The sequence below is a fragment of the Cupriavidus laharis genome (assembly GCF_914271435.1).
Classification (GTDB): Bacteria; Pseudomonadota; Gammaproteobacteria; order Burkholderiales; family Burkholderiaceae; genus Cupriavidus; species Cupriavidus laharis.
Window position 1 is genome coordinate 1 of record NZ_CAJZAI010000007.1, and the last position, 25,648, is coordinate 25,648.

Annotated in this window: 22 protein-coding genes, 1 other RNA gene and 1 riboswitch; of the genes, 11 read left to right on the forward strand and 12 right to left on the reverse strand. The window is 68.1% G+C overall.

Annotated features, from left to right (window positions below):
- Positions 1-921: 921 nt before the first annotated feature.
- The 3 genes from bamE to LDO29_RS15245 are packed head-to-tail and all read right to left on the reverse strand — an operon-like array spanning position 922 to position 7,422.
- Positions 922-1,470 carry an outer membrane protein assembly factor BamE domain-containing protein gene (bamE, locus tag LDO29_RS15235; protein ID WP_224080631.1) on the reverse strand — a complete coding sequence of 183 codons (549 nt, stop codon included), beginning with the start codon at positions 1,468-1,470 and terminating at the stop codon, positions 922-924.
- Positions 1,471-1,513: 43 nt separating this feature from the next.
- On the reverse strand, positions 1,514-5,647 hold the full coding sequence (locus LDO29_RS15240) for a translocation/assembly module TamB domain-containing protein (RefSeq protein WP_224080632.1): 4,134 nt from the start codon (positions 5,645-5,647) through the stop codon (positions 1,514-1,516).
- Positions 5,647-7,422: an autotransporter assembly complex protein TamA gene (locus LDO29_RS15245; RefSeq protein WP_396022674.1), complete on the reverse strand. Its 1,776-nt coding sequence runs from the start codon at positions 7,420-7,422 to the stop codon at positions 5,647-5,649. The genes LDO29_RS15240 and LDO29_RS15245 overlap by 1 nt, the downstream gene beginning before the upstream one ends.
- 301 nt (positions 7,423-7,723) lie before the next feature.
- Here LDO29_RS15245 and LDO29_RS15250 point away from each other — a divergent pair, with 301 nt between their 5' ends.
- From LDO29_RS15250 to panC, 3 genes are all read left to right on the forward strand, one after another.
- Complete coding sequence (locus LDO29_RS15250) at positions 7,724-7,915, forward strand: DUF3460 family protein (protein WP_224080634.1); 192 nt, start codon at positions 7,724-7,726, stop codon at positions 7,913-7,915.
- Between the two features lie 34 nt (positions 7,916-7,949).
- Positions 7,950-8,843, forward strand: coding sequence for a segregation and condensation protein A (locus LDO29_RS15255; RefSeq protein WP_224080635.1), 894 nt, complete (start codon positions 7,950-7,952; stop codon positions 8,841-8,843).
- 149 nt (positions 8,844-8,992) lie between these two features.
- Positions 8,993-9,841, forward strand: a complete 849-nt coding sequence (gene panC, locus LDO29_RS15260; protein WP_224080636.1) for a pantoate--beta-alanine ligase — start codon at positions 8,993-8,995, stop codon at positions 9,839-9,841.
- A gap of 65 nt (positions 9,842-9,906) precedes the next feature.
- On the opposite strand, the gene LDO29_RS15265 is transcribed toward panC, so the two are convergent.
- Complete coding sequence (locus LDO29_RS15265) at positions 9,907-11,115, reverse strand: PepSY-associated TM helix domain-containing protein (protein WP_224080637.1); 1,209 nt, start codon at positions 11,113-11,115, stop codon at positions 9,907-9,909.
- 174 nt (positions 11,116-11,289) lie between these two features.
- Here LDO29_RS15265 and LDO29_RS15270 point away from each other — a divergent pair, with 174 nt between their 5' ends.
- Positions 11,290-11,847 carry a GNAT family N-acetyltransferase gene (locus LDO29_RS15270; RefSeq protein ID WP_224080638.1) on the forward strand — a complete coding sequence of 186 codons (558 nt, stop codon included), beginning with the start codon at positions 11,290-11,292 and terminating at the stop codon, positions 11,845-11,847.
- Here the strand turns inward: LDO29_RS15270 and LDO29_RS15275 are convergent.
- Positions 11,844-13,304 carry a cobyric acid synthase gene (locus LDO29_RS15275; protein ID WP_224080887.1) on the reverse strand — a complete coding sequence of 487 codons (1,461 nt, stop codon included), beginning with the start codon at positions 13,302-13,304 and terminating at the stop codon, positions 11,844-11,846. The two genes, LDO29_RS15270 and LDO29_RS15275, sit on opposite strands and share 4 nt — an antisense overlap.
- Positions 13,305-13,426: 122 nt before the next feature.
- Between LDO29_RS15275 and cobU the strand changes: the two genes are divergently transcribed.
- Genes cobU through LDO29_RS15295 form a run of 4 tightly spaced genes read left to right on the forward strand, consistent with a single transcriptional unit; the run spans position 13,427 to position 17,044 of the window.
- Positions 13,427-14,086 carry a bifunctional adenosylcobinamide kinase/adenosylcobinamide-phosphate guanylyltransferase gene (gene cobU, locus LDO29_RS15280; RefSeq protein WP_224080639.1) on the forward strand — a complete coding sequence of 220 codons (660 nt, stop codon included), beginning with the start codon at positions 13,427-13,429 and terminating at the stop codon, positions 14,084-14,086.
- The gene (gene cbiB, locus LDO29_RS15285) at positions 14,083-15,063 is read left to right on the forward strand and encodes an adenosylcobinamide-phosphate synthase CbiB (RefSeq protein ID WP_224080640.1); all 981 of its coding nucleotides are present in this window, start codon (positions 14,083-14,085) and stop codon (positions 15,061-15,063) included. Before cobU ends, cbiB begins: the two co-directional genes overlap by 4 nt.
- Positions 15,064-15,069: 6 nt before the next feature.
- Entirely contained in the window at positions 15,070-16,092 is a 1,023-nt protein-coding gene (gene cobD / locus LDO29_RS15290; protein WP_224080641.1) for a threonine-phosphate decarboxylase CobD, read from the forward strand.
- Between the two features lie 31 nt (positions 16,093-16,123).
- Positions 16,124-17,044: a cobalamin-binding protein gene (locus tag LDO29_RS15295; RefSeq protein ID WP_396022673.1), complete on the forward strand. Its 921-nt coding sequence runs from the start codon at positions 16,124-16,126 to the stop codon at positions 17,042-17,044.
- Here the strand turns inward: LDO29_RS15295 and LDO29_RS15300 are convergent, their stop codons facing one another.
- The 7 genes from LDO29_RS15300 to LDO29_RS15330 are packed head-to-tail and all read right to left on the reverse strand — an operon-like array spanning position 17,045 to position 23,911.
- Positions 17,045-17,635 (reverse strand): histidine phosphatase family protein, encoded by a 591-nt coding sequence (locus LDO29_RS15300; RefSeq protein WP_224080642.1) that lies wholly within the window; start codon positions 17,633-17,635, stop codon positions 17,045-17,047.
- The gene (locus tag LDO29_RS15305) at positions 17,620-18,396 is read right to left on the reverse strand and encodes an adenosylcobinamide-GDP ribazoletransferase (protein ID WP_224080643.1); all 777 of its coding nucleotides are present in this window, start codon (positions 18,394-18,396) and stop codon (positions 17,620-17,622) included. The genes LDO29_RS15300 and LDO29_RS15305 overlap by 16 nt, the downstream gene beginning before the upstream one ends.
- A 9-nt stretch (positions 18,397-18,405) precedes the next feature.
- On the reverse strand, positions 18,406-19,446 hold the full coding sequence (gene cobT / locus LDO29_RS15310) for a nicotinate-nucleotide--dimethylbenzimidazole phosphoribosyltransferase (RefSeq protein WP_224080644.1): 1,041 nt from the start codon (positions 19,444-19,446) through the stop codon (positions 18,406-18,408).
- A 54-nt stretch (positions 19,447-19,500) separates the two neighbouring features.
- A complete protein-coding gene (gene cobO / locus LDO29_RS15315; protein WP_224080645.1) occupies positions 19,501-20,142 on the reverse strand; it encodes a cob(I)yrinic acid a,c-diamide adenosyltransferase in 642 nt (213 codons plus the stop codon).
- Entirely contained in the window at positions 20,139-20,975 is an 837-nt protein-coding gene (locus tag LDO29_RS15320) for an ABC transporter ATP-binding protein (RefSeq protein ID WP_224080646.1), read from the reverse strand. The genes cobO and LDO29_RS15320 overlap by 4 nt, the downstream gene beginning before the upstream one ends.
- Positions 20,972-21,979, reverse strand: a complete 1,008-nt coding sequence (locus LDO29_RS15325; protein WP_224080647.1) for a FecCD family ABC transporter permease — start codon at positions 21,977-21,979, stop codon at positions 20,972-20,974. Before LDO29_RS15325 ends, LDO29_RS15320 begins: the two co-directional genes overlap by 4 nt.
- An 18-nt stretch (positions 21,980-21,997) precedes the next feature.
- On the reverse strand, positions 21,998-23,911 hold the full coding sequence (locus LDO29_RS15330; RefSeq protein WP_224080648.1) for a TonB-dependent receptor domain-containing protein: 1,914 nt from the start codon (positions 23,909-23,911) through the stop codon (positions 21,998-22,000).
- 73 nt (positions 23,912-23,984) lie between these two features.
- A riboswitch (cobalamin riboswitch) is annotated at positions 23,985-24,236 on the reverse strand.
- Between the two features lie 197 nt (positions 24,237-24,433).
- Here LDO29_RS15330 and LDO29_RS15335 point away from each other — a divergent pair.
- The 3 genes from LDO29_RS15335 to ssrS all read left to right on the forward strand — a co-directional run bounded on the left by LDO29_RS15335 (position 24,434) and on the right by ssrS (position 25,592).
- Positions 24,434-24,769 (forward strand): hypothetical protein, encoded by a 336-nt coding sequence (locus LDO29_RS15335; protein WP_224080649.1) that lies wholly within the window; start codon positions 24,434-24,436, stop codon positions 24,767-24,769.
- Positions 24,766-25,107, forward strand: a complete 342-nt coding sequence (locus LDO29_RS15340) for a cell division protein ZapA (protein ID WP_224080650.1) — start codon at positions 24,766-24,768, stop codon at positions 25,105-25,107. Before LDO29_RS15335 ends, LDO29_RS15340 begins: the two co-directional genes overlap by 4 nt.
- Positions 25,108-25,374: 267 nt before the next feature.
- Positions 25,375-25,592: non-coding RNA, 6S RNA (gene ssrS / locus LDO29_RS15345), on the forward strand.
- The last annotated feature ends 56 nt before the right edge of the window (positions 25,593-25,648 follow it).

The window sequence follows — 25,648 nt, forward strand, 5'->3', positions numbered from 1 at the left end:
GCTCGGCGAGTGCCAGGCAGCTTCGCTTGGGGTTGATAGATTGGTGTCGCGGGGCATTTAGCGTCCGCTAAACGGCCTATCACACTCGATTCGCGTTTGTGCAGAGCATCCCTAACGGGCGAATATTGATCGTAGTGTGCCGAGGGTGTTGTACGGGTATGGGCTTCAGAGTGTTTCTGGCTGCCTGTCGCTGGGTGCGCGGCCGTGGGTAGGCTTTCAAGCGCTGATTGAACGAGCCCCGAAACTGTCCGTGGCTCCTGCTGCTAGCGGTATCGCATCAACGCCTTCGGCTGCGCTGCGCGCGGCTCACTATTGATGTTTCCAGAATTCATGACAACGCGAAATATTCGTCGTCCCCGCGCAGGCGGGGACCCAGTGACTTTTTGTCCCCCTTCGGGGGACTTGTAAGACGCTGGATTCCCGCCTTCGCGGGAATGACTGTGGTTGCTTTGATGTTGTCGTGAAATAGGGAAAGCTCAATAATCGGCATGGCGAGGGGCATCAACGTCGCTGGCGCCGGTGCTTCCCCTTCTTCGTTTTCTCTGCTTCGCGCATGGCACATGCGCCAAGGGCTTCGTCACCAGATCGTGGTTCGGGCCGCGGCCCGGAAACCCAGACTGCTGACCGCGCGCAGCGCAGCCGTAGGCGTCCATGCGATATCGCTGTTAGGAGGGACCACTCCGTAATCCGGGTTCGTTCGTACGCCCTGTCCCATCCTAATCATCTACGCGGCAGGCAGTCTGGTTATGCCCTGGACCGTCTTCACCTCATCGAGCCGTTCGTCAACCACGAAAACGCGCTTTTGGTTACTTTTCCCGCTCGGGGAAAAGTAACTCGCCGGCTACGCCGGCGAAACAGCGGCGCCTGCCAAGAACGATAACCCAATCCTCCCCACGGTCCCCCAATTCGACAAAACCCCAATCACCCCCCCTGCATCCGCGAAGGATCATCACTCCGCGACGTCGTCGTCACCACCCCGTCGGGGTTGAAATGCACATTGAAGAAAGCCTTCTCCTGCGACGACTCCCACCACCGGTAGCCCCACACCTCCTCCTTCTTCAGCACGAACTTCTCGACCTTGGTCGGCTTCCCCAGCATGCGCCGGACCTGGTCCTGGTTCATGCCGGGCCGCACGCGCGCGAAGTTCTCCGCGGTCAGGACCTGTTCGATGCGTCCGACCTTGCCGTCGGCGCCGATCGTCACCATCCACGTCGTCGCGCCCTCTGGGCCACGCGGATACTCCAGCCGCCGCGCGCCGTTCTCTTCTTCCCAGACGATCTCCGGCTTGCCAGCCTGGCGCAGCACGTCGGCCTCGGTGGACTGGCCCGGCTCGATGCCCTTGAACAGCTGGCTGTCCGGCTTGACCGCGTTCCACGTCGCGCGCGCGGTATCGCCGGCCTTCTTCATGGCTTCGTCGACCTTCTGCTGGTCGCAGCCGAACAGGGCAAGCAAGGAAGCGAACAGTCCCATGGCGGCAAGGCGTCTCGGCGACGCATGAGTTGGCGGGTAACGGTCAACGCTTGACCGGCTCTGCGGCGGCAGCCGACGCAGCCTGTGCCGCGCTTTCGCTATCGGATTCCGGGTTGCCATCCTCCTGGCTCCTTCTGGTGCCGCTGCGGTTCGAGGCCCCCGAGAACAGGACACCCCAGTTGTCAAAGCGGCGGTTGAACAAGACCGACAGGCCATTGATGGATCCGCCCTTGGCGATCAGCGACCAGCGCCGCGAGAACGCCCAGGTCAGCTTGACCACGTTCGAGGCCGACGTCAGGCTCTGCTCGTAGCCCACCGACAGCTGCTCGGTCACAGCCTTGCCCACGCTCACCACCTGCTGGTCGTTCAGGCCGGCGGTGGAGGGGCCGATGGAAAACTCGTCGATGCCGAAATGCTGCACGATGCCCTTGCCCGCCTTGCCGCCGATCATGCCGAGCGCGGCGCCACCCAGTGCCGCGCCGCCAAGCTGCTTCTGCTGGCCCGCTGCGGCGCTTTCCGCACCGTAGCCGAACATCAGCCATGACAGCTTGTCCTCCTCGGGCACATTGGGTTCGGACACCAGCCGCACGCGCGGCAGCCGCACCGTGCCGGTCACCTCCACGCCGGCCTCCACTTCCTGCCCACGGCGCATGGCGCGGATGAACATGTTCGGATTGTCGATCGGGCCGTTGAAGTTGATGGTACCGCGTTCGATGTTCAGCTTGCGGCCGAAGGCCTCGTAGGTGCCCTTGGTCACGCGCACGGTGCCGGTGGCCTTCATCGGCGCCAGCGGCTCGCTGCGCACCGTCATCTGGCCGGCCAGCTCCAGGTCGGCGCCGGCGCCGCGGAAGCGGAAGTCGTTCCCCAGATCCACGGCAATCTCGATCAGGGGGCTGAACTTGCTCGCGGGCTTGGCCTCGGGCGCCGGCGTGGCCGCCGTCTTCAGCTCGCGCTGGTCCTTGCGCCGTACCACCACGACGTCGTCGCCGAGCACCGGCGCGCCGGCCTTGGGCAGGTCGAACAGCCCGTGATCGACGCGGAACTTGCCGCGGATCACCATCTGCCGGTTCTCGTTGCCGATGGTCGCGTCGCCCGACAGGATCAGCGTGCGCTCGGGGCTGGCGAACAGCTGCAGCTTGTCGGCAATGATCCTGGCCGTCAGGTTCGGGTCGGACTCGCCCAGCTTGACGCTGCCGGTGGCGGTCACCTTGCCGTCGCCGCCGTGGAATTCCACCTGCTTCAGCTCCACCGTGTTCTGGTCAAGGACGATGCGCACAATGCCGTCGGTCAGGCGGATGCCCAGGTCATACATCGTCAGCGCGATGCCATCGCCGTCGACGGTACCGGTCAACACTGGTGCCCCGACCGTGCCGGACAGCCGCAGCGCAGCCGCGAGCCTGCCTGCGAAGGCGTACTGCGGCCCGCTCAGCGACTCCAGCGCCTTGAGCCGCGGCACATCGAGCTGCACCGTCCCGCCCAGCGTCGAGGCCGGCCCCACGCTGAGCAGCCCCTGGTCCGGCACCAGTCCTGCAGATACATCCACCGCGACCTTGCCGATGCGTTCCGCCACCATGCCGCCGCGCAGCGTGATGCGGTTGCCCGCGATGTCGGCGCGCAGCGACGTTTCGCCCAGCCCCAGCGCCGTGAAGCCGCGCCCCGCGTTGACCGAGGCATCGCCGCTGCGGCGGCGAATCTCGGCAAACCCCGCGGCGGTTTCCGCGAGCGTCAGGTTCCAGCGGCCATCGAGCACCAGGTCGGAACGCAGCGGCGGCTTCTCGCCGGTCACCGTTTCGACGAGTTCCAGCACGTGGCCGACCTGCAGGCCATCCAGGTTGCCTTGCGAGCGGATACGGCCGTGATCCCAGTTCAGGCTGTCGATCTGCAGCACGGCTCGGTCGAACAGCAGGCGCGTGGAACCAAGCTGCAATCGCTGGTCGGCCACGGTGAGCTGCGTCGGCGCGGCCAGCCGCAGGTTGACGGTGCTGCGTTCCTCCAGCGTGCGGATAGTGCCCTGCCAGCCGTCCTTCGGCCCCTTCCAGGCGCCCTGACCGGACAGCGCAAGCTGCAACGGCCGCTGGTGCAGCGTGCCGGCCGCCTTGGCATCGAAGGTGTGGTTCGCCTGCGTGCCGTTGAGCGTGGCGTCGAGCGTGCTCAGGCTCGCCTGCGGCCCCTTGTAGCCGCGCGCTGCAAGCTGGACCGACAGCGTGCCGTCCAGGCCGCCACGCACCTCGGCATGGCCACTGGCCGTGGCCACGCTGTGCGGGCCGAAGGCCAGCGCCTGCGCGCTGTAGTCGCCCACGATCTCGGGCCGCTTGATCGTCCCGCTCACATCCGCGTCAAGCTTGAGCTTGCCCGCTACGCCGAACTTCAGGCGCTCGAGCTGAGGCGCATCCACGGCCACGTGCAGGCGGTCGCCGCGCGCGCCGAAGCTGCCGCGCAGGTCGACCTGGTTGCCGGCCATGCTGAGCGAGGCCTCGCTGGGCAACAGCCGCTCGCCGGCCAGGCGGATCTTGCCGGAGCCGGTCATGGGCAGGCCGGCATACTCGCTCTCACGCACCGTGAAATCCACGGCGGCGCGAACTTCCTTCGCCAGCGTCCCGGTCGCGCTGAAATCCGCATTGATGCTGCCACTGGCGACCTTGGCCAGGCGCGCCGGGTCGAAGGCAGCCAGCTTGCCCTTGAAGTCGAACGCCTGCTGGTCCTTGAGGCCGAGCTTGCCATCGGCGGTAAGCGTGCCCGCGCCGAGCGTCGCGCGCAACGCCGACAGGGTCAGCGTTTCCTCGTCCATGCTGGCATCGGCAAACAGCTTGAGCTCGCCGCCGGAGAGGTCCAGCGCTACGCTTTGGCGGCCAGGTTCCAGGCGCACGGCCAGCGGACCCGACAGGCTGGCCTCGGTCAGCGAACCGTATAGCGCGGCAGGATTGAGCCGGTGCACGTCCAGGTCGAAGGCACCGCGGCCGTCCTGCAGCGTGCCGCTGCCCGTGATCTCTGCCTTGCCGGACAGTGCGATGCGCAGATCGCGCAAAGCCTGCGATTTTTCATTGAGTTGCACATGGGCCTGCACGGACTGCACCGGCAGCTTGCCGGCGTCGATCAGGCCCGGTTCGAGGTTGCGCACCACGATGTCGCCGGCGACGGTAAGCGGTGCGGCTGCCGGCGCAGGCACGGTCGCGGCGGAAGCCGGTGCCGACGCCGGTGCCGCCGGTGCCGCTGGTTTCGCCGGCGCACCGGGCACGTCCACCGGACGCAGTTCGGCGTGGACCGAAAGATTCGCCTGCGGCGCCGAGGGACTGAACAGGCGCGGATTGATTCGCTCGCCGTCGACCAGCAGGTGCGTGAACGGCACCTTGCCGAACGGCGTCACGTCGGCGCTGGCGCGCGCGCGGATGCGCTCGCCAGTGGCCTCCAGTTCAGCGCGCAACGCCTCGAGCGACCCTTGCGCATCGGCGCTGATGGTAAAGGCCTCCTTCTGCCAGCTCGCCTCGAGCAAGGCCTGCGCGTTCAGCGCGAACGGCGCCTTTGCCGCAATCTGCGCGTTGGCGGCCAGCTTGCCGTAGGGCGTCTCGAGCCGGTCGACCGTGACGCGGTGCCGCTGTCCGTCGGAATGCACGGCCCCCGCCAGCCCCGAAAAGACCATGGGCTCCGCCGCAGGGGCCGGGCCCGTGCGCAAAGCCAGCCGCTCCAGGGTCAGCACATCGACGTCGATCGCCAGCGGCAATTCAAGCGATGCCGGCATCTTTGCCGGCGTCGTATCGGGCTCGGACGGCCCGAGCCGCAAGTCCACCTTGCCGATGCGCAGCCAGGCCACATGCCAGCGCCGTGGCGACCACGCCATGTTCCAGCTGCTGTCGACCCGGTCGATGGTGACGCGCGTTTCGCCGCTCGCGAACACCACGTCGCGCAGCCGCAGGCCCTGGAACACCGTGCCGCCCTCATACGTGCCGGCCAGCATGCCCGCCGATAGCCGCGTGGCCAGCGCCCACAGGTGCCGCGTGCCCGCTTCGGAGCGCAGCGCCAGCACGCCGGCGGCGGCCAAAGCCACCACCAGGGCCACCAGCGATGCGGCAACCCAGGCCAGCACGCGCCAGAGACGCCGGCGGCGTGGCGGCGGTGGCGCGTCAGGCGGCGGCGCGCCGTTGCCCCGGCCCGGTACGGAAGGCATGTCGACCAGGCTCATCAGAACGCCACCCCCAGCGAGATATGCGGACGGAACTGTTTTTCCTGGATGCCGTAGCCCACGTCGAGCTGCACCGGCCCGACCGGGCTGCGCCAGCGCGCGCCAATACCCACGCCGTTATAGATCTTGATGTCGTTGAGCGCATCGGCTGCCGTGCCGGCGTCCCAGAACACCGCCACGCCCCAGTCGGGCTTGAACCAGTACTGGTATTCCAGCCCCGTGGTGGCCAGGTACTTGGCCGGCAGCACGCTCGAGCCGCTCGGCGTGCCGATCGACTGGTAGCTGTACCCGCGGATGGAATCGGTGCCGCCGGCGCGGAAGCGCAGCGTCGCCGGGATATTGCTGGAATCGGCGGTCGTGATGTTGGCGCCCAGTTCCAGCCGCGCGACGAACAGGTCGCGGTTGCCTACCGGCACGTACTGGCGGATGCGCCCGTACATGCGGAAGAACGTGGCGTCGCTGAGCAGCCCCTTGGCCGCCACGCCGAGCTGGGTGTTGATCACGTTGCCGCGCCGGGGAAACACCGGGTTGTCCACGTCGCGCCGCGTCCACGCAAAGGCCGGCACCAGCGCCTTGCTGATCTGCGCAGGCTGGCCTTCCGGCAGCAGGTTGTCATAGTAGAAGTCCAGCGACAGCGTGATGTCGTACTTCTCGCGCGAACGCGAGCGCTTCAGGCCTGCGCGCCAACTCGTGGTGTCGGTGTTCTCGAGGTCGATGGTGCGCTCGTAGCTGCCGTACAGGCTGTTGCGGAACGTTCTTTGGTCCGGCGGCATGGCGGTTTCGGCGAACAGGTAGGAACGCTTCTGCTCGAGGCGGGCCTGGGAGTCGAACACCCAGGCGCGGTTGAACAGGTTGTAGTACGAATAGCGGCCTTCCACCTGCGCGCCGGTATCGGTCGTGAAGCCGACACCGCTGTTGAGCCGGTGCTGGGGATACTCGCGCACCTTCACCTCCACCGGTGCCGTGATCACGCCTTCGGGCGGATTGGCCGGCGCCCCCTCTGGCGGCACCAGGTCGACCTGCACGTTCGAGAAGTAAGGCTGGTTCTGGATCGCGCGCTGCAGCTCCAGCAGCCGCTCCACGCGGTAGGGCTCGCCTTCGTTGAGCGGATTCACGTTGCGGATGATCTGCTCTGGATAGCGGCGCGTGCCGCTGACGCGCAGCGGCCCCAGCAGGTAGGCCGGTCCGCTGTCGTAGCGCGCCGACAGGTCCGCGCGCAGTTCGTCGGGCTCGATCCGCGCCTGGGACTGGGCCAGCCGCGCCCCATAGTAATTGCGGCTTTGCAGCGTTACCAGTGCGTCTTCCTTGGCCTTGTCCCAGTCCTCCTGCCGAAACGGTTCACCGGCGGGCAGGCCCCACTTCTTCTGCACCTCGGCCACCTGCTCGGGCGAACGCGTGGCCGCCGGCCCGTCCACCTTGATGTCGACGTTGCGGATGAGCGTGCGCGCGCCGGGGTCGACCATCACGTGCACGACGCGCTCGTCGCCCTCGCCCACCACGCGCGTAGTGGTGACCGGATCGAAATACCCTTCGGTGGACACAAACTGCCGCACCTGGTCACCCACGGTCTCCACCATATAGTCGAACTGGTCGGACGACAGGTCGGTGCGGTCCTTGTAGCGGGACAGGTCGAGGTGGTTTTCCAGGATCTCGCGAAGCGCCTTGGGCGCCTCGATTTCCACTTTATAGCCAGCATGCGCCGGCAACAGCCACAACGCCGCCAGCGCGAACAGGAACAGCCGGCGCAGGCGCGCAGGCAGGGCCGCCGCGGGCATCCGTTGCCGCGCATCCGGTCGGACATTCCTGTCAGGGGTGGCCGCCACGCGGGCCGATTCAGTCCTCATTCGCTGGTATTGCCCCGCCGGGTGGAATGGCGCGTGCCGGCAGGCACGCAAAGTCGGTATTTGACCACACCCCCACCTGCTGCCGGAACCATGGCGGGCCACAACGCGTCGGGCGCGCGCGTGCCTGCGGCATCTACCCCGTGGAACGGACCGTAGCAGGGGCCGGATACTGTAAAATCCTGCCGCACCGTACCCATCAGCCGCCTTGCGGCGCATTACCCAGAATCCCACCATGGCCATGTACGAATCGGAAGTCACCCAGTTCCTGAAGTCGCTCAAGCAGGAACGTCCCTCCCTGGAAGCCGAGCAGCGCGAAGGCCGCGCCCTGCTGTGGGACAAGGAACCGATCGACCTCGAGGAACGTGCCCGCGCCCAGGCTTCGCGTGTGGCGCAAAAGCCCTACGTCTACTCGCTGGACAGCTGACCCGGCCTGACGTGGCGGATACCGCACGCCATCCATGAACCAGAGCGATCAGGACAAGCTGCAGCTTGCCGTGGAACTGCCCGCTGCGCCGCCGGCCGCATCAGGCGGTCAGGGCTCTCCGGCCGACGTGGTCGACGGCATGGCGTTCGCGCGCCTGTATGGCGAGCCGCTGTTCAAGCTGCCGCAGGACCTGTACATCCCGCCCGATGCGCTCGAGATCTTCCTGGAAGCCTTCGAGGGCCCGCTGGACCTGCTGCTGTACCTGATCCGCAAGCAGAACTTCAATGTCCTGGACATCCCGATGTCGCAGGTCACGCGGCAATACCTGTCGTACATCGAGCAGATCCGCAAGACCAACCTGGAACTGGCGGCCGAGTACCTGCTGATGGCGGCCATGCTCATCGAGATCAAGTCGCGCATGCTGCTGCCGGTCAAGAAGGCCGACAGCGATGAAGAAGCCGAGGATCCGCGGGCCGAGCTGGTGCGCCGCCTGCTCGAGTACGAGCAGATGAAGCTGGCCGCGCAGCGCCTCGACACCGTGCCGCAGCTCGGCCGCGATTTCCTGCGCTCGCAGGTCTACATCGAGCAAAGCCTGGCGCCGCGCTTCCCGGACGTGGAAACGATCGACCTGCAGTCGGCCTGGGCCGACGTGCTCAAGCGCGCCAAGCTCAACCAGCACCACAAGATTTCGCGCGAGGAACTCTCGGTGCGCGAGCACATGAGCCAGATCCTGCGCCGGCTGCAGCACGCGCGCTTCATGGAATTCACCGAGCTGTTCGAGGACGCGATCCGTTCCGGCAAGGGCGTGCCCATCGTGGTCGTGAACTTCATCGCCATGCTGGAGCTGTCGCGCGAATCGCTGGTGGAGATCACGCAGGCCGAGCCGTTCGCGCCAATTTATGTGCGATTGGCGTACACCCCTACCTGACCTCCCCATCGCGCCGCGCCCGCCGTGCGGCCACATGTTCTACAATCCGCCGACAACCGCGAAGAGGCCGGACAAGGCCCGCCGGGACTTGTCGATGCGCCCGCCAGAAGGCGCCAGGGTCACCCATACCACGACAGCACACCACGTTCATGAAAGTCATTTCCTCCATCCAAGAGCTGCGTGACCAGTTGCGCGGGCAAAACCGGGTCGCGTTCGTCCCGACCATGGGCAACCTGCACGAAGGCCACCTGTCGCTGATGCGCCTGGCGCGCCAGCACGGCGACCCGGTGGTGGCGTCCATCTTCGTCAACCGCCTGCAGTTCGGCCCGAACGAGGATTTCGACAAGTACCCGCGCACGTTGCAGGACGACATCGAGAAGCTGCAGAGCGAAGGCGTGTACGTGCTGTTCGCCCCCAGCGAGCGCGACATGTATCCGGAGCCGCAGGAGTACCGCGTGGATCCGCCGCACGACCTCGGCGACATCCTGGAAGGCGAGTTCCGCCCGGGCTTCTTCAAGGGCGTCTGCACGGTGGTGATGAAGCTGTTCACGGCCGCGCAGCCGCGCGTGGCGGTGTTCGGCAAGAAGGACTACCAGCAATTGATGATCGTGCGCCGCATGGTCCAGCAGTTCGCGCTGCCGATCGAGATCGTGCCGGCTGAAACCGTGCGCGCCGAGGACGGCCTGGCGCTGTCGTCGCGCAACCGCTACCTGAGCGAAGCCGAGCGCGCCGAGGCACCCATGCTCTACCGCACGCTGCACGATGTGCGCGACACCGTGCTCGGCAGCGACCGCGCAGCGACCCAACTGGCAACCGTCGAGGCCAACGCCTGCGCCGCCCTTGCACAGCGCGGCTGGAATCCCGACTATGTGGCGATCCGCAAGCGCAGCAACCTGCAGGCGCCGACGCACGAGGAATTCGTCGCTGGCGAACCGCTGGTAGTGCTGACGGCGGCCAAGCTGGGCGCCACCCGCCTTATCGACAACCTCGAAATCTGAACGCGGCGGCCTCGCGCCGCGCCGGCAGACACAAAGAGCAAGCCCGCGCGCTTGCTCTTTGCATTTCAGGCCCCGGCCTTTCCGGTGCCACGCATGCCGGCCCGCTGCTGTGCCTTGGCCACGTGGCGCTGGTGTCCTCGCCGGCGCTTCCACCAGATCAGCACGCCAGTAATAGCGAACATCAGCGGTGTCAGGCCAAACACGGTGATGAAGACGCGGCCCGGCACACCGAAGGCCTCGCCAGTGTGCAGCGGGAACAACCAGTTCAGGAAGGTGTCGCCGGCCGGCGCATCGGCCGGGTCGCGTGCGCCGATGCGCCGGCCCGTAAAGGCATCGAGCCACAGCCGCGTCGCGCCACTGTCCTTGCGCACCTCGCCGGGCTGGCGCAGGCGCACCTCGTAGGCATCGCCCGCCTTGCGCGGAAAGCTGATGCGGGTCACGGCGGCATCCGGATACTCCGTCCGGGCTGCAGCCATCACCTGCGCCGCGCTCAGTGGCCGCGCACCAGGCGCGGCAGGCGCCGAGGCGTGCTTCGCCGGCGGCGTCACCGTCATCACGCTGGACACGATCGGCGTGACCCATTTCGGCAGGTTCAGGTACCAGCCCGAAAAGGCAATGGTCGCCAGCACCGGCGCGGCAAAGATGCCGCCAGCACGGTGCAGCGTATAGGTGAAGCGCGACCACGATCCACCGTGCGCGATGCGGAACGCCTGCAGCACCGAACGCGGCCGCAGCTTCGGCCACCACGCCACGATGCCGAGCAGCACCGTGATCAGCAGCATCATGCCGCCCACGCCGGTGATGGTCTTGCCGGTTTCGCCGCTGAGCAGGTAGCGGTGCAGGTGGAACAGCGTAGGCAGCAGCAACTGGCGCGACAAGCCGGGCTCGCCCCACACCCGTTCGCCCTTCACCTCCAGCGTGACCGGATCGACCATGACCTGTCGCGAGCGCCCGGGCACCACGCCGTCCGGCCCCTTGACCGGGTACCAGGCGACAAAGACGCCATGTTCCTCGACCGGCAGCATCAGCAGGTTGGGCCTGCCATAGCCGGGGCCGGCCAGGTGCTCCGTGACCGCCTGCACCGTGTCGGGCGACACCGGCATCGGCACCGGCGCCGATGCCACCAGCAGGTCAGGATTCAGCCACGCGTCGAGCTCGTCGCGCCACGCAATGGTGGTGCCGGTGAGCCCCATCAGGACGAACAACAGGCCGAAGACCAGGCCGATGTACAGGTGCAGCTTGACGATGACGACGCGAAGGCGGCCAGTGACCATGGGGCAGACGGAAGGGAATGCGGAGCCGACGGGAAAGGCGCATGGTGCACGCCCTGGGCCAAGCAATGCAAATGGGAAAGATTCGCAATTCTATCAGGGCACGGGCCGCCGGCATGCAGCCGCGCACCGATGCGGCAGAATGACACCCTGCCCCGCCGCTGATTTCGACGATCCATGCCCCTTATCACCCTGACGCCCGCCACCTCTGTCGACGCCGACCTGGTAGCGGCCATGCACACGGAAAGCTGGCGCCGCACTTACGCGGGCCTGCTGCCCGATGCCTACCTGACGCAAACCGCGCCGGCCGAGCGCCGCGCGGCCTGGCACGCGCGCCTGTGCGACGGCGCCGAAGCGCCGCTGGAAGTGACGCTGGCCCGCGTGGATGGCGAACCCGCCGGCTTCGCGTGCCTGATGCCCGACGCAGAACCCGTCTATGGCATCTACCTGGACAATCTGCATGTGCTGCCTGGCTTCCACGGACACGGACTGGGCAAGCGCCTGCTGGCCCATTGCACAGCGCGCGTGGCAGCAGGCTGGCCAGGCCGCCCGCTGTTCCTGTACGTGCTGGAGGGCAACCCCCAGGCGCGCGAGTTCTACCGGCGGCTGGGTGGCCAGGAATCCGCAAGCTTCGAGGACCGGTTTCCCGGCGCGGACATCATCGTGGCGGTACGGCGGGTGACCTGGCCTGACGTGCCGGCACTGCTCGCCCGCCTGACGCCCGAAAAGCGCTAGCGCCGCAGCGGCGCCAGCATGGCGCCAAGGTCCAGGTGGCTGGCCAGGTTATCGGCCAGCCGCCCGATCGACGCCTCGCGCAAAGCGGCCAGGTCGATCCCGTGCGCCCCCTCAAGCCCGGCCCAGCGCAGCAAGGCCTGGCATGCAGCCGGCTCGTCGAACAGGCCGTGCACGTAGGTCGCCAGCACCTGGCCGTCTTCGGAACAGGCGCCATCGGCACGTGCCGTGCCATCGCCCTCATCCAGCCACAGCGCCGGCCGCTCGAGCGCCGCGCCCGTGCTCACGCCCATGTGAATTTCATAGCCGCAGACTTCGGCTTCCGAGTCCGACAGCCGGCCGCTGACACGGCGCAGCTGCTTGTGCGGCGCGAGCGTCGTCTCGTAGTCGAGCCAGCCGAAACCGGCGCTGCTGCCGGCCGGCCCTTCATGCCCGGCGGGATCGTGGATCTGCCGGCCCAGCATCTGCATGCCGCCGCAGATGCCGATCACTTTGCCGCCGTAGCGCAGGTGCCGCCGCAGCGCCGGCTCCCAGCCATTGGCGCGCAGGAAAGCCAGGTCGGCACGCACGCTCTTGCTGCCGGGCAGGATCACAAGGTCCGCCGGCGGCACGGGCATGCCGGGCCCGATAAAGCGCAGGTCCACCTGCGGGTGGGCGCGCAGCGCATCGAAGTCCGTATGGTTGGAAATGCGCGGCAGCACCGGCACGATCACGCGCAGCAGCGTGTCGGGTGCGCCGCGCTTGGCCGACTGCGTGCCGACGATGGCGTCTTCCGCATCAAGGTGCAGGCCGTGCAGGTAGGGCAGCACGCCGAATACCGGCTTGCCGGTGCGCGCCTCCAGCCAGTCCAGCCCCGGCTGCAACAGGCTGATATCGCCGCGGAAGCGGTTGATGATGAAACCGGTGACACGCGCGCGTTCGCTATCCGACAGGCAGTCCAGCGTGCCCACCAGATGGGCGAAGACGCCGCCGCGGTCAATGTCGGCCACCAGCACCACCGGGCAATCCACGCGCTCGGCAAACCCCATGTTGGCGATATCGCGGTCACGCAGGTTGATTTCGGCGGGGCTGCCGGCGCCTTCCACGACCACCACGTCGTAGGCCCGCATCAGCCGCGCATGCGAAGCCAGCACGGCCTTCATCGCCTCGGGCTTGTAGGCGTGATAGGCGCGCGCATCCAGGTCCAGCCGGGCCTGGCCGTGGATGATGACCTGCGCGCCGGTGTCGCTGCTCGGCTTGAGCAGCACCGGATTCATGTCGGTATGCGGTGCCACCCCCGCAGCCAGCGCCTGCAGCGCCTGGGCGCGGCCAATCTCGCCGCCGTCGGCCGTCACGGCGCTGTTCAGCGCCATGTTCTGCGGCTTGAACGGCGCCACGCGCGTGCCGGTGCGCGCCAGCACGCGGCACAGGCCCGCGACGACCGTACTCTTCCCTGCATCGGAAGTCGTGCCCTGGACCATCAGCGTACCGCGCAAGGCACCCAGGCCGCTCGTGTCCGTAGTTTCAGAAGCATCACATTGCATAGCGGTCGATTATCTCACCCGTCCGTGCGACGACCGGATGCGACCGCTACAATACCCGGATGGAAACACCGGCTACCGATACCGCGCCCGCCACGGCCGCGGAGCCCCGCCGGGCCGAGAACGGCCACGGCCCGCGCCAGCTCACGCTGGTGCTGGGCGGCGCGCGCTCCGGCAAGAGCCATTACGCCGAGCAACTGGCCACCGACCACGCCACCATCAAGGGCGGGCCGGTCACCTACATTGCGACCGCGCGCCAGGATCCGGACCAGGCCGACGAGGAGCTGGAACTGCGCATTGCGCTGCATCGCGCCCGCCGGCCCGCCGACTGGCGCCTGGTGGAAGAACCGGTACGCCTGGCCGACGCGCTCTACGCGCATGCGCGCCACGACGGCTGCATCCTGGTGGACTGCGTCACGCTGTGGCTCAACAACCTGCTGTTCCCGAAAGACCGCGCCTACCCCGAGCACGGCGTCATCACGCCGCCCGATGTCTTCACCGAAGAAATCGAAGCGCTGCTCAACGCGCTGCCCACGCTGCCCGGCCACGTGATCCTGGTCTCGAACGAGATCGGCTTCGGCGTGGTGCCGATGGGCGCGATCACCCGCTTCTATGTCGATGAACTCGGCCGCCTGAACCAGAAGCTGGCCGCGGCGGCCGATTGCGTTCGGCTGCTGGTCGCCGGCATCCCCGTTGCCGTCAAAGGCCCCGACCCGGCATGATGATGTTGTCCTGGCCGGCGTGCGCGGCCGCTGCGCTGGCTGGCGTATTGCTGGACCAGTGGCTGGGCGAACCGAAGCGCTGGCATCCGCTGGTGGGGTTCGGCCGTCTCGCCAGTGCACTGGAACGCCGCCTCAACCGGTCGCCGCAAACGACGCCCGCATGGCGCCAGCGCCTGGCTGGCCTTGCCGCGTGGTCATTGATGGTCCTGGTGCCAGCCGCGCTGGCCTGGCTGCTTGCCGACGCCGCAGCCCGATGGCACCCATCGCTCGGCTGGATGATGCACGTCGTCGCGCTCTATGCCGCGCTGGGCGCGCGCAGCCTGCACCAGCACATTACCCCGATCGCCGAGGCGCTGGCACGCGCCGACCTTGATGCGGCGCGCGCCCTGACCGCTCGCATTGTTTCGCGCGATACAGCCGATGCCGACAGTGAAGCGCTGGCGCGCGCCGCATGCGAATCGGCGCTGGAAAATGGCAACGACGCCATCTTCGGCGCGCTGTTCTGGTTCCTGGCGGGCGGTGCGCCCGCGGTGATCGCATTCCGCCTGGCCAATACGCTCGATGCAATGTGGGGCTACCGTACGCCGCGCCTGCGGTATTTCGGCTGGGCCGCGGCCCGGCTGGACGATGTGCTCAACCTCGCGCCCGCGCGGCTGACCGCGCTGTCTTACGCGCTGCTCGGCGCCACCGCGCAGGCCCTGCGCTGCTGGCGTACGCAGGCGCCAGCCTGGTCGAGCCCGAACGCGGGCCCGGTGATGGCCGCCGGCGCCGGCGCGGTAGGCGTGGCGCTTGGCGGTCCGGCCCGCTACCACGGCGAACTCGAGGCACGCCCGCCGCTGGGCACCGGCGCCAGGCCCGACGCCGCCCATGTGCTGGCCTGCCTGCGGCTGGTACAGCGCGCGTTGTGGCTTTGGCTCGCGCTGGCCCTTGCCAGCGCCGCAGCTTTGTTCGCGTTTCCCGCCCTGCTACCGACATGAATCCACATGAGACCCGCACTGGCTCCCATCCGCCACGGCGGTGACCTGCAAGCGGCCGTGCGCCGCTACGGACGGCCTGCCGCCGAATGGCTGGACCTGTCCACCGGCATCAATCCGGCGGGTTACCCAGCCCCGCCGATTCCGCCCGAAGCCTGGCAGCGCCTGCCCGAGGACGACGATGGCTTGGCGGACATCGCCGCACACGCCTTCGGCGCGCAGCAAGCCTTGCCGGTCGCAGGATCGCAGGCCGCGATCCGCACGCTACCGCAACTGCTCGCACGCGGACGCGTCGGCGTGGCTGCGCTGGGATACAGCGAGTACGCACCCGCATTCGCCGCTGCCGGCCATGACGTCGTGCTCCTCGGCGAATCGGACTTTGCGCAGCCTTCGCTGGCGGATGGCCTGGACCACCTGGTCGTGGTCAACCCGAATAATCCGACCGGCCGGCTGCTTCCGCCACAAGCGCTGCTGGGCTGGCACGCGACGCTCGCCACGCGTCGCGGCACGCTGCTTGTCGACGAAGCCTTCATCGACTGCATGCCCGAACACTCCGTCGCAGCACATAGCAGCCTGGCGGGGCTGGTAGTGCTGCGCTCGCTCGGCAAGTTCTACGGACTGGCCGGCGTACGCTGCGGCTTCGTACTTGGCGAACGCATGCTGCTCGATGCGCTGCACGAGCGCCTGGGCCACTGGACCGTGTCGGGCCCGGCGCGCGTGGTCGCCCGCGCCGCGCTGGCCGATACCGGCTGGCAAGGCGCCAACCGCGAACGGCTTGCCGCGTGGGGCGAGCGCCTGTCGGCGCTGCTGCGCCGCCACGGCCTGGCGCCGGTGATGCAACCGCTGTTCTGCTGGGTGCCCCATGAAGATGCGGCCCGCCTGCACGACGCCCTGGCCCGGCATGGCATCTGGACCCGCCGTTTCGATGCCGCCGGCGCCTGCCCGCCCGGCCTGCGCCTGGGCCTGCCGCCCGATTCGCCGCGAGCCTGGCGGCACCTGGAAACCGCGCTGGCCGACGTGGTACGCGCCTGAACGCAACCGATCGCACCGCAAATCTCTCTTCATGCCGATGCCTGACCGTACTTCCTGCGTCCGCACCGTCGTTGCTGCCGCATCGCTCATTGCAGCCTCGCAGGCCACGGCCGCGGTTTCCGTCGTCGATGACGCCGGCCAGACCGTCACGCTCGCCCAGCCCGCGCGCCGCGTGGTGTCACTGGCGCCGCACGTGACCGAACTGCTCTACGCCGCAGGTGGCGGCGAGCGCATCGTCGGCACGGTTCACTACAGCGACTACCCGCCGCAGGCACGCGATATTCCTCGCGTGGGCGACAACAAGGCGCTGGACCTGGAGCGCATTGCCGCGCTCAAGCCGGACCTGATCGTCGTGTGGCGCCACGGCAATGCGCAGAAGCAGACCGACCGCCTGCGCGCGCTGGGCCTGCCGCTGTTCTACAGCGAGCCGCGCCGGCTCGAGGCAATCCCCGACAACCTGGAGAAGCTCGGCACGCTGCTGGGCACCGAAGCTGTGGCCCACCGTGCCGCGGAGGATTTTCGCCAGCGCGTGGCGACACTTCGCAAGACCTACGCCGGCAGGCCGCCCGTCACCGTGTTCTACCAGGTCTGGCAGCAGCCGCTGATGACGCTGAACGGCCAGCACCTGGTGAGCGACCTGCTCACGCTATGCGGCGGCCGCAACCTCTTCGCCGCCGAGTCCCCGCTGGTGCCCACCGTGTCGGTGGAGGCCGTGGTGGCCGGCAACCCCGAAGTCATGCTGACCGCGGGCACGGGCGCCACGCAGTCGGACCGGCCGCTGGCAGACTTTGCCATGTGGGAAAAATGGAAGCAGGTCACCGCGGTCGCGCGCGGCAACCTGTTCACCATCAATGGCGACCTGCTCAACCGCGCCGGGCCGCGCGTGGTACAGGGGGCCGAGCAGATCTGCAAGGATCTCGAAACGGCGCGCAGCCGCCGGCCCGCACGCTGATCAGCCGGCGCTGCGATTCCACCATGCGAGCTGCGGCGTGCCGCTGCCGAGGCGGAACAGGCAGCTCGCGCCGAAGCCCAGTTCCCAGCCTAGCGTCGTAGCCAGCGGCAAGCCGAGCCAGTGCGCGGCCAGCATGCGCATTGGCCCCGCGTGGCCGACGACCCACAAGCAGGCATCGTGCGAGGCATTCTGCCCCAGCGACGCGGCCCAGCCGGACACGCGCGCCATCGCCTGCGCCGCGGTCTCGCCGCCGTGCGGGCAGGCATCGAGCAGGTCCTGTGCGAGCACATCGAGTTCGCTGCGCGCAATATCGTCCCAGGCGCGTCCTTCCCACGCGCCGAAGTCGATCTCGGCGAGCCGCGGCTCGATTTCGGGCGCCAGCGCGTGCGCCGGCAGGGCCTGCAGCAGCAGCCTGGCCGTATCCACGGCGCGCTGCAGCGGGCTCGTCAGCACGCGATGCGGCGGCGGCAACGCCGCGACGATGGCAGCCGGTGGCGGCGCGACCGGCGTGGCCAGGCACAGGTCCAGGCTGCCATAGCAGATGCCGGCGCCGACATCGGGGCGCGCGTGGCGGATCAGGACCACGTCCATGCAGCGGCCACCAGGTAGATCAACAGTTCGGCCAATTGCTGGGCCATGCCGAGACAGTCGCCGGTATAGCCGCCGATGCGGCGCACGAAATAGCGGCCCAGCAGCAAGCGCAGGATCGCGAGCGCGGCCACCGAAACGCCGGCAAAGGCCGGTGACACTATCATCAATGGCGCGGCGCCGCACAGCAGCGCAAATGCCAGCCCCGCACCGCCAGGCCGCTGCGCCACAGGCTTGGCTTTGCCTTCGTCGCGCACATAGTCCAGCGTCGCCAGGTAGCTCACGGCCATGGCGCGGCTCGCGCCATGCGCGGCCACCAGCACCAGCAGCAGTTCGGGCAGCCCGCTGCGCGCGCCGATGGCGACGAGCAGCTGCCACTTGAGCAGGAGCGCCACGACCAGGGCGATGGCGCCGAACGCGCCGATGCGCGAATCGTGCATGATGCGCAGCACGTCCTCGCGCCGCCAGGCGCCGCCGAAGGCATCCACGCAATCGGCCAGCCCGTCTTCATGGAAGGCGCCGGTCAGCAGCAAGGATGCCGCCATGCCCAGCAGTACCGCCACGCCCGGCGGCCACCACTGCAGCGCGCCCCACGTCACCAGCGCGGCCACGCCGCCGACCATCAGTCCCACGAGCGGAAAGTAGCGCGCCGCCGCGTTCAGGTAGCGCGGCTCGTAGCCGACCCAGCGCGCCAGCGGCGACGGCAGCGGCACCCGCGTGAAGTAGCCGAGTGCGGTCAGGAAGAAGCGCAGTTCGTCGGCCATGCCGCGTGGTCAGGCCGAAGCGCCGCTGACACCGGCGCCGCTGAACGTGGCCATCTCGTTCAGGAAGGCCGCGGCCGAAGCCACCAGCGGCCATGCGAGCGCCGCGCCGGTGCCCTCGCCCAGGCGCAGGTCCAGCGCCAGCAGCGGCTCCGCCTTGAAATGGTCGAGCAGCGCGCGGTGCCCGCGTTCGTGCGAGCAGTGCGAAAACACGCAGTACTGCAGCACCGCGGCGTTGATGCTTTGCGCCACCAGCAGCGCGGCCGAAGCGATGAATCCGTCGACGAGGATCACCATGCGGCTGGCCGCCGCGGCCAGGAAGGCACCGGCCATCATCGCGATCTCGAAGCCGCCGAACGCGGCCAGCGCATCAAGCGGCGCCACGGCGTCGGCGTGCAGCGCAAGCGCGCGCTCGAGCACCTCGCGCTTGCGCGCGAGGCCGGCGTCGTCCAGCCCCGTGCCGCGGCCGATGCAGTCGGCCAGCGGCAGGCCCGTGAGCCGGCTCATCAGGCAGGCCGCGGACGAGGTGTTGGCGATGCCCATCTCGCCGAAACCAATCACGTTGCAGCCCTGCTGCGCGGCGCGCAGCACGCGGGCCATGCCGGCCGTCATCGCGGCGCTGGCCTGCTCCGCACTCATGGCGCGCGTTTCGGCGAAGTTCTGCGTACCGTCCGCAATGCGGCCATTGACCAGCCCCGGCGAAGCAGGCAGCGGCACGCGCACGCCGGCATCGACCACTTCCAGCGCAATGCCGTGCAGGCGCGAAAACACGTTGATGGCCGCGCCGCCCTTCAGGAAGTTCAGCACCATCTGCGCAGTGACTTCGGCCGGATAGGCGCTGACGCCCGCGTCAGCCACGCCGTGGTCGCCGGCGAAGACGATCACGGTGGGGCGTTTCAGTGCAGGCTGCGTGGTGCCGCAGATCAGGCCGATCTGCATGGCAAGGTCTTCCAGCCGGCCAAGCGCGCCGAGCGGCTTGGTCTTGTCGTCGATGGCAGCCCGCAGGGCCGGACGCAGCGCGTCGTCGAGAGGGGCGATTTCCGGGAACAGCATGATGCGCAATGAGTACGAGTAATACGAATGAAAAAGTCGGGCGGCTGTGTATCGCTACATCTCCACGCCGCGCTGTGCCTTGATGCCCTGCTGGAACGCATGCTTGACCGGAACCATGTCGGTCACGGTGTCGGCCGCTTCCACCAGTGCCGGCGGCGCACCGCGGCCGGTGATAACCACGTGCTGCATCGGCGGGCGGGCGCGCAGGTCGGCAATGACGCCATCCACATCAAGATAGTGCAGCTTGAGCGCAATGTTGAGTTCGTCGAGCAGCACGAGGCCGATCGACGGGTCGCGCAGCATGCCGCGGGCCACTTCCCAGGCCGCTTCGGCCTTGGCCACGTCGCGCGCGCGGTCCTGGGTTTCCCAGGTATAGCCTTCGCCCATCACATGGAAGTCGCAAACATCAGGGAAGCGGCGCAGGAACATTTCTTCGCCGGTGGGCTGCGCGCCCTTGATGAACTGCACCACGCCGGCCCGCATGCCATGGCCGAGCGCACGCACCACCATGCCGAAGCCCGAGCTGGACTTGCCCTTGCCATTGCCGGTGGTGATCACGATCACGCCGCGCTCGTCCTGCGCGGCGGCGATCTTTGCGTCCACCACCTCTTTCTTGCGGACCATGCGCGCCTTGTGGCGCGCGTCGCGGCCGGCATCGTCCTGGCCGTTGCTCTGTTCTGTCGTGTTGTCGTTCATGGTTCGTCGTGCGATGCCCCCGTCGGACGGGGAAATCCATCTGGAATGAGCGCGGTGTGCACGCCGTCCGTGACGCTGACGATCGGCGTGCGCAGCGCGCGCGAGCATTGTTCAGGCGTCAGCACCTGTTGTGCCGGGCCATGCAGCGCGCTGCCGTCTTCGGCCATCAGCAGCGCATGGGTGGCGTAGCGCCGGGCCAGGTTGAGGTCGTGCAAGATCACGACGATCGCATGGCGGCCGGCGCGCGCCAGCGCCGCCAGCACCTCAAGCACCATGATCTGGTGGCGCAGGTCCAGGTGCGAGACGGGTTCATCGAGCAGCAGCAGCGGCGCCTGCTGCGCCAGTACGGCGGCCAGCGCCGCGCGCTGGCGCTCGCCGCCGGACAGCGTCAGCACGTCGCGCGCGGACAGCGTGTCGAGATCCATCGCGCGGATGGCGGCGCGCACCACGGCATCGTCGCCCTGCCCGGTCCAGCCCCAGCCGGACAGGTGCGGATGACGGCCGACACGCACGGCGTCCAGCACGGACATCGAGAACGTGTCATGGACGGCCTGCGGCAGGTAGGCGCGCTGGCGGGCCAGCGCGGCCGGCGACAGGCACTCCAGCGGCATGCCGTCCAGGCTGGCGCTGCCGCCATCGGCGCGGCGCAGGCCGGAAAGCACTGCCATCAGCGTGGACTTGCCCACGCCGTTGGGCCCGGCCACGCACCAGAGCTGGCCTGGCGCGATCTCCAGCGACAGGCGTTCGAGCAGCACGCGCGTGCCGGTGCGCAGGCTCACGTCGTGAAGCGCCAGCGTCGGGCACGCGGCCACGGGCTCGGACCATGGCGTCATCGCGGCCTCCGCAGCAGCAGGTAGAGGAAGGTGGGCACGCCCAGCAACGCGGTGATGACGCCCACCGGAAGCTGTGCGGGCGCGATCACGGTGCGGGCAATCAGGTCGGCGGCCATCAGCAGCGCACCGCCCAGCAACGCCGAGGCCGGCAACAGCAGGCGCTGGTCGTTGCCCCAGGCCAGGCGCACGAGATGCGGCACCACGAGGCCGACAAAGCCGATCGAGCCAGCGGTCGTGATGGCCACGGCGATCGACAGCGAAGCGAGCACGAATGTGGCCAGGCGCACGCGTCCCACGCGCACGCCCAGCGATTGCGCCACGGTTTCGCCGAGCAACATCACATTGAGCGAACGCGCCATCGGCATCGCGAGCAGCACCGCGAAAACAAGCATGGCGATTGCTGCACCGTATTCGGCGGTGCCGCCCAGGTCGCCCGTCAGCCAGAACAGCATGCCGCGCAGCCGCGCTTCCGGCGCAACGGCGAGGATCAGCGTGATCAGCGCGCCCCAGCCCGAGGCCAAGATCACGCCGGTCAGCAACAGGCGCGCGCCGGCCTCATGGTGGCCGCCCTGCACCTGCGGATGCAGCAGGTCGCGCCGCGCCAGCGTAGCCACCAGCACCATCGACAGCAGCGCACCACCCGCCGCGCCGGCCTGCACGGCCCACAGCGGCAACATCAACAGCATCGCGCCAAGCGCACCGGTGGCGGCGCCGCCGGACACGCCCAGCACATAGGGCTCGGCCAGCGGATTTCGCAGCAGCACCTGCATCAGCGCACCGGACAGGGCCAGCAGGCCGCCGCAGGCAAACGCTGCCGCGGCGCGCGGCAGGCGCAGATCGCGCACGATGGCGCCGGCGGTACCGGTATCGGCGCCGGTCAGCGCCTGCCAGAGTTGTCCGGCATCCATGCGCACGCTGCCAAGCGCCAGCGACAGCAGGAACGCCGCCACCGCCACCGCCGCGAGCGCGAGCCACACCGCGAGGGCGCGCCGGAAATCAGACATGGCGCGCCACGCGGCCCGTCATTTCTGGCGCCAGCCCAGCGTGAAATAGCCGGCCCTGCCCTGCGTGTTGTAGGGGAAAGCCAGCTGGTAGTTCTTGTCGAAGAGGTTTTCGACCCGGGCAGCGACGAACCATTGCTTGTCGATGTTGTAGCGCGCGTTGAGATTGACGATACCGTATCCGCCCAGCGTGCGCGAGCCCGTGTCTAGGCGCGACGACGACAGCAGCCATTCGCCGCCGAAGCGCCAGTTACCGAAGTTGCGGCCCACGTCGAAGGCGGCATGGCGGCGGGCGCGGCGGAGCAGTTGCGTGTTGGTCTGCTCGTCCACGGGGTTCTGGAAGGTCACGCTCGCACCCAGGTCGGTACCCCACACCGTAGCACGCCACGACGCCTCGATGCCCTGCACCTTGGCCTCGTTGGCATTGGTCGGCGCGAGCAGGCCGCTGGGCTGCGTGACGTTGACGATCAGGTTGTCGTAGCGCGTTTCGAACGCCGTCACGCGCAGCAGGCCGGCTTGCGGCGTGTTGTACTGTACGCCGACTTCGGCTGACTTGGCGCGCTCGGGCTGCAGGTTCGGGTTGCCGAAGCCCGGGTAGTACAGCTCGTTGAAGGTCGGCGCGCGGAACGCGTTGCTGACGTTGGCGATCAGCTTGAGCGCCTCGGTCAGGTTGTAGCCATAGCCGGCAAAGAAGCTGCCCTGGTTGCCGAAGTCCGAATAGTGGTCGTTGCGGCCGTTGAGCTGCAGCTGGTGCTTGCCGAAGCGCCCGTCATAGCCGCCGAACACCGAAAAGACATTGCGCGAAGGCGCGCCATACGCGTTGGAATCGAGTTCCTGCTGCAGGTAGTCGGTGCCGAACAGCAGCGTATGCGACGGTGCCAGCGCGTATTCGTTCTGCCAGTTGAACTGGCGGTTGCGCGTGTTGAAGGTGCCGTTGTTCGCGCCGTTGAGGAAGGTGTCGGCGCGGTCTTCGCTCTGCGCGAGCTTGAAGTGCGTGGACCAGTCCGGCAATACCTTGCCGTTGACGAAGGCCGATACGGTGTACAGCTCGCTGTTGGTCCGGTTGTCGTCGGTCGGACGGCCGAAGCTGCTGTCGAACGACAGCTTGCTCTTCGAGTAGTAGCCGGCCACGCCCGCATCCCAGTCCGACGTAAAGCGGTGCTTCACCTGCGCCGATACGCTCTGGTTCTCGTACGGGTTGTCGTTCGGGTTGGCGCGCGGCGCCTGCTGCGTGTTGATCGACGAAAAGCCGTCGGTCTTGAACGCGGAGCCGGTCACGTTGAACGAGGTATCGCCGATCTGGCCGCCATAGCCGACCGTGCCCTGGCGCGTGTTGTTGCTGCCGTATTCGACCTGCGCGTTCGCCGCCGGCGCCTGGCCAGCGCCGCTCTTGGTGAAGATCTGCACCACGCCGCCGATCGCGTCCGAGCCGTACAGCGCCGACACGTTGCCACGCACCACTTCGATGTGGTCGATCTGGTCGGGCAGGATGTTGGCAAGCTGGGCCGTGCCGCTGCTCACGGACGACACACGCACGCCATCGATCAGGATCAGCGTCTGGTTGGAGTTGGCACCGCGCATGAACAGCGAGGTGTTCGTGCCCATGCCGCCGTTAGTGGTGAGTTCCACGCCAGCCTGGTTGCGCAGCAGCGTGCGCAGGTCGGGTGCCTGCGAATTGACGATGTCTTCCTGCGTCACCACTGTGGTATGGGGCAGTGCATCGGTCAGCGGCTGCGCCGTGCGGGTCGAGGTAACCACCACCGGCGCGAGCTGCGTCGCAGCGGTGCCGGCAGCTGGCTGGGACGCAACGGCAGTCTCGGTCTGGGCCGCGGCAGGATTCAGGACAAGCGAGGACAGGGCAGCCAGCACGGCAGCCACGGACGGACGCACCGCCGGCAACGCCGGACGATTCGACCTGTAGAGCGATGAACGCATGATGCAGGAATGGGTAGGACGGCCGGACCCGTTCCCCCGCGGGCCAGATGGCGATGAGGCGTGCCGCGCGTGGGCGGCAGCCCGCGTTCAGGCCGGTATCCGGGCTGACGGCGCCAGGCTGGCCGCCTTCCCGAACGCTTGTGGTTCAGTGGCGATGGGCCAGCCCTGCGATGCCGTGTGGACAGGCATCGCGGCCGCTTACCGTTGCGGGGGCAGCACAGGTTGGCCAGGCCGAGCTGTCGGTCGGCCGCGGCTCCCTGTTTCCCGTTGAACTGCCACCCTGCCGTGGGCGGGATGGCGAGCACCTGGAACGTGCGCGAGTGTAGGCAGTTTCCCAGCCCGAGTCAATGCAGCCCGGGACCGCACTTGACGGCGCCCAAGCAGTACACAAGCGGTGTTTTCGGAGCAGAAGCGTGCAACTTCCACGCGCCATGGCAGTCACACCCGCCTTGCCTCTCATTGTGCGCGACGGCGCTTCGGCTAGAATCCCGATACCTGACACCTTTCACCATGACAGGCCCTATGCTTAACGAACTCGAACAGCTGGCCGCCAAGATCGGACGCGTGCTGCATCACGCTGACACCCTGGCGGCGGAGAACCAGCGGCTGCGCGACGAAATCGCGCGCCTGCAAGGCGAGGCCGCACAATTGCGCGGCGAGCGCGAAGCCATGGCCGCCGACCGCGAACTGCTCAATATCAAGATCGAGGAAGCGCAGCTGCGCATCCAGTCCATCCTGGACAAGCTGCCCACCGCGAGCGATTCGCGCCAGCTCGACCTGCTGGGCGACGACGCCGCGGACGCCGGGTCTTCGGCCCAGGAACGCGCCGCGCACAAGGCCTCCGGAGAACACGCATGAGCAACAAGCAAGTCGAAGTGAACATTGCGGGCCAGCCCTACCGCTTCGCGATCGCGCCCGAGAACGAGGCCGCGCTGCTGGAAGCAGTGGCCCTGGTGGACACGCAGATGAACAAGCTGCGCAACAACGCCTCGGCCAAGGGCGTGGAGCGTGTGGCGGTCATGGCGGCGATCAGCATCGCCTCCGACCTGCTGGCCCTGCAGCGCAAGCAGCAGGCGGACGGCGCGATCCCCGTCGATGCCATCCGCGCCCGCATTCGCGAGCTCAATGAGCGCGCCGACGAGGCCCTGCGGCAATACGCGCATGTCGGCACCGGCACGCAGGCACAGCCAAACTGAGCGCGAGCCGCGCGCATGTGCGCTGGATGCCGCGCTGCTGTGCAAAATGTAACGACGCGGTCAGGCGGACTTGGTATGCAACACGACGAGGTGTATAGTGTAGCCAGACTGCACGAGGCACCACAGACGTGCAGCAAAATGGCCGGGTTATCGCGCCTGGCCGCCGTTCTCATCCCATCCTAGTTAGAAACGGCAAACGTCTGACATCCCGCCCGCGAGTCCGGTTTTTGGTCACGTCGGGATGTCCGGAGCGTCAGACGTTTGACAGTTTCCCTGCCTGGTTCGTGAGGGTCATAAACTCCTTGAACCGATATGCATCGCATGGTGCGGGATCATGTCGTATGGGCGAGCGTGTCGCCGCATTCATAGTCTGGGCCTGGCTTGGACTCCCTGAGTGGGTGATGTACCCGAAATACGACTTCCGCAGCCACTCTGAACCTCACTTGGGTTCAGGATGCCGACCCAGCGGCCGAGGCGGGGACCCCTCAAAAGGCGGTGGTTTCACAGACCACCGCCTTTTTTCTTGCCGGGCGCTGCCGCG

What these genes read in the sequence shown, in the direction of transcription:
- LDO29_RS15305 (WP_224080643.1), bottom strand. Translation starts at nt 18,396, where the DNA reads ATGGCCGACGAACTGCGCTTCTTCCTGACCGCACTCGGCTACTTCACG.
- cbiB (WP_224080640.1), top strand. Translation starts at nt 14,083, where the DNA reads ATGATGATGTTGTCCTGGCCGGCGTGCGCGGCCGCTGCGCTGGCTGGC.
- LDO29_RS15270 (WP_224080638.1), top strand. Translation starts at nt 11,290, where the DNA reads ATGCCCCTTATCACCCTGACGCCCGCCACCTCTGTCGACGCCGACCTG.
- LDO29_RS15245 (WP_396022674.1), bottom strand. Translation starts at nt 7,422, where the DNA reads ATGCCCGCGGCGGCCCTGCCTGCGCGCCTGCGCCGGCTGTTCCTGTTC.
- LDO29_RS15320 (WP_224080646.1), bottom strand. Translation starts at nt 20,975, where the DNA reads ATGACGCCATGGTCCGAGCCCGTGGCCGCGTGCCCGACGCTGGCGCTT.
- cobU (WP_224080639.1), top strand. Translation starts at nt 13,427, where the DNA reads ATGGAAACACCGGCTACCGATACCGCGCCCGCCACGGCCGCGGAGCCC.
- LDO29_RS15300 (WP_224080642.1), bottom strand. Translation starts at nt 17,635, where the DNA reads ATGGACGTGGTCCTGATCCGCCACGCGCGCCCCGATGTCGGCGCCGGC.
- LDO29_RS15255 (WP_224080635.1), top strand. Translation starts at nt 7,950, where the DNA reads ATGAACCAGAGCGATCAGGACAAGCTGCAGCTTGCCGTGGAACTGCCC.
- LDO29_RS15295 (WP_396022673.1), top strand. Translation starts at nt 16,124, where the DNA reads ATGCCGATGCCTGACCGTACTTCCTGCGTCCGCACCGTCGTTGCTGCC.
- cobT (WP_224080644.1), bottom strand. Translation starts at nt 19,446, where the DNA reads ATGCTGTTCCCGGAAATCGCCCCTCTCGACGACGCGCTGCGTCCGGCC.
- LDO29_RS15335 (WP_224080649.1), top strand. Translation starts at nt 24,434, where the DNA reads ATGCTTAACGAACTCGAACAGCTGGCCGCCAAGATCGGACGCGTGCTG.
- panC (WP_224080636.1), top strand. Translation starts at nt 8,993, where the DNA reads ATGAAAGTCATTTCCTCCATCCAAGAGCTGCGTGACCAGTTGCGCGGG.
- LDO29_RS15265 (WP_224080637.1), bottom strand. Translation starts at nt 11,115, where the DNA reads ATGGTCACTGGCCGCCTTCGCGTCGTCATCGTCAAGCTGCACCTGTAC.
- LDO29_RS15340 (WP_224080650.1), top strand. Translation starts at nt 24,766, where the DNA reads ATGAGCAACAAGCAAGTCGAAGTGAACATTGCGGGCCAGCCCTACCGC.
- cobO (WP_224080645.1), bottom strand. Translation starts at nt 20,142, where the DNA reads ATGAACGACAACACGACAGAACAGAGCAACGGCCAGGACGATGCCGGC.
- bamE (WP_224080631.1), bottom strand. Translation starts at nt 1,470, where the DNA reads ATGGGACTGTTCGCTTCCTTGCTTGCCCTGTTCGGCTGCGACCAGCAG.
- LDO29_RS15325 (WP_224080647.1), bottom strand. Translation starts at nt 21,979, where the DNA reads ATGTCTGATTTCCGGCGCGCCCTCGCGGTGTGGCTCGCGCTCGCGGCG.
- LDO29_RS15240 (WP_224080632.1), bottom strand. Translation starts at nt 5,647, where the DNA reads ATGAGCCTGGTCGACATGCCTTCCGTACCGGGCCGGGGCAACGGCGCG.
- LDO29_RS15330 (WP_224080648.1), bottom strand. Translation starts at nt 23,911, where the DNA reads ATGCGTTCATCGCTCTACAGGTCGAATCGTCCGGCGTTGCCGGCGGTG.
- LDO29_RS15250 (WP_224080634.1), top strand. Translation starts at nt 7,724, where the DNA reads ATGGCCATGTACGAATCGGAAGTCACCCAGTTCCTGAAGTCGCTCAAG.
- LDO29_RS15275 (WP_224080887.1), bottom strand. Translation starts at nt 13,304, where the DNA reads ATGGTCCAGGGCACGACTTCCGATGCAGGGAAGAGTACGGTCGTCGCG.
- cobD (WP_224080641.1), top strand. Translation starts at nt 15,070, where the DNA reads ATGAGACCCGCACTGGCTCCCATCCGCCACGGCGGTGACCTGCAAGCG.